The organism is Streptococcus sp. HMSC071D03, assembly GCF_001812125.1.
GTDB lineage: Bacteria > Bacillota > Bacilli > Lactobacillales > Streptococcaceae > Streptococcus > Streptococcus pseudopneumoniae_N.
This window is the reverse complement of the sequence record NZ_KV807690.1, coordinates 1-2,151: the sequence shown is the minus strand read 5'-3', so window position 1 is coordinate 2,151 and position 2,151 is coordinate 1. Positions and strand designations below refer to the sequence as shown.

The 2,151-nt window shown below is 40.1% G+C and carries 3 protein-coding genes; all 3 read right to left on the bottom strand.

Annotated features, from left to right (window positions below):
• Positions 1-585 (bottom strand): MobV family relaxase (gene mobV, locus HMPREF2837_RS00335; RefSeq protein WP_148131775.1); only part of this gene is annotated, 585 nt, incomplete at its 3' end.
• 363 nt (positions 586-948) lie between these two features.
• The gene (locus tag HMPREF2837_RS00330) at positions 949-1,620 is read right to left on the bottom strand and encodes a replication protein (RefSeq protein ID WP_075230497.1); all 672 of its coding nucleotides are present in this window, start codon (positions 1,618-1,620) and stop codon (positions 949-951) included.
• Between the two features lie 68 nt (positions 1,621-1,688).
• A complete protein-coding gene (locus HMPREF2837_RS11015; RefSeq protein WP_000179765.1) occupies positions 1,689-1,832 on the bottom strand; it encodes a ribbon-helix-helix domain-containing protein in 144 nt (47 codons plus the stop codon).
• Positions 1,833-2,151 lie beyond the last annotated feature (319 nt).

The window sequence follows — 2,151 nt, the reverse complement described above, 5'->3', positions numbered from 1 at the left end:
TTTTTCCTTGTAGTCCGCCACACTCAAATGCTGTTCTTTGCTATCTCGCTTTCCACGTTGCAACTCAAAACCATGCTCATTCATGTACTTTGGCAAATCTTCCTGAATATGCTTTAGCTCCTCACGGTTAAACATAACCTTTGATGACAGCTTACCATTTCTCATTGGCACAATCCCTAAGTGCATGTGTGGGGTACTCTCATCAAGATGTACACTAGCATAAGCAACGTTGGTTTCTCCGTAATTCTCCGCGAAGTAGTTTTTAGCCGTTTCAAAAAATTTTCTCGTCTGCTCCTGGCCCAACTTTTCAAAAAAATCTTTATCTGACGTAATAATCCATTCATCACACAAAACAGCGTCTTTCCGTATCCCACGTTTAGAACTCTTGTTCTCGTTCACATAGTCCTTAATTTGCCGTTCATACGACACAGAGCGGTCACGATCCGTCAACTCATAGTTGAGGTGTGACCTGCTCGTGTCGATGTCTTTGTTTGAGTGCTTTTCAAAAATCCGTTCATTGTGCTTATGTGCGCCACCCAAATTCCCAACTTTCATTTTCTGCATTCTCGCAACCATGTAGCTCATAACTTTTACCTCCTCAGGTGGGTCATTCGAGTAGCGAATGACAGACGAGCCGGCAAGCCTATTGCTCGTCTATTGTGATAACATTCTAGCTAGAATTTTAGCACAAATTTCGGCTAACTTCCATGTAAAGTATAACGCACTATACTTTACTTCGTAAAAGTGCGTTCTCCGAAGGCTCTTGCAGAGAGCTAGTCCGCCCACTTTATGCCAGGGCGAACTACAAAAAAAGCCCTCGAATCGCAAGGGCATTTTTTGAAAAATTGGGCGACTTCGATAAGTCACCCAAAGTCATTTTTTCAAAATGACAGTCGGACGGCTTCGCTATTGTCCGACCAAAAAAGCCGACCTCGAAAGGTCTGCTTTTTATTCTTCCTCGCTCAAAACTTCCCCAGTTTCATAATCTACTGACGGAACTAAATTCCCATACTTTCGCTCTTGATAAACTCCGTCAAAATACAATCGAATCAATCCAGTATGAGAACGCAAAACCGAATTAATAACTTTCATAGTCGGCAGTCCATACTCTGAACCTTTTGCCATTACAAAATTTTTCAATTCCAAGATATTCGCTAGCCGATGATCTGCAATGATATTGCAGACCTCGTCTAGAATATCGTCTTTTTGCTCAGCATCTAACGTCACATAACGGTCAATGTCAAAGTTATTGATATGCTTAATATCTGCCTTATCGTACTTGTGCTTTTTCTTCTCGATAGCGTCTTTGGACTCATGCGTTAGATACAAATACATGTTTTCGATATTCAGAACTATCTGAACCATAGCAACACTTTGTTCTCCTAAAGCCCTTTTTATCCTAACCCTTACGCTATCAGCAGTCACAGGATTTTTCGCCACATAAATCACATGATAATGTGCTTTTTTGTAGAGTTGTCCCTCAACATCACTCAAGTCCTTATCATGCAAAGGACTGACCGCCATTGGTACACCAATCAATTCCAATCTCATTTCCCAATCTTCTGGAATTGAATCGGGATAGAGTAGGAAAGTGAAGTATCTTGCTTTTTCTTTCGCCATATGTTATATTTAACCTAAATCAAAAACTTATTGCTGTGCGACCAACACAGCTTTTTTTGTGCCTTTCTTTATTTTTGCATTTTCAAATATTCTTCAAGTGCTAACACAATGATTGCAGACTTAGAAAAGCCTTTACTCTTAGCTAAATCAACTAACATTTGATGTTGTTCGTCAGTAAAACTTACTTGCACTCTTTTTTTATCTGTCGCCATATTATTCTCCTTTTTCGGACTTGTTTCAAGTGTACCACTTTCAATTATTTTTGTAAACACTTTCCCATACTTTTTTAAAAACTCGCCAAAAAACTCGCCAAAATGTCGCCGAAAACTCGCACCCCTCAAACCCTTGTGGCTCTAAGGTTCAAGGCACTTTTTTTCTTAATTTGGCACTCGGCACTTAAAAGGGGGGTCGTAGTAGCCCCCCGATTTTAGATTTTTTCTACGAAAAAATCACCCCATTTTCTCCACCCAAGAAATAAAAAAAGACCCTATCGGGCCAAGCTCTTAAAAACGTATTCGGGGTCTTTACAGC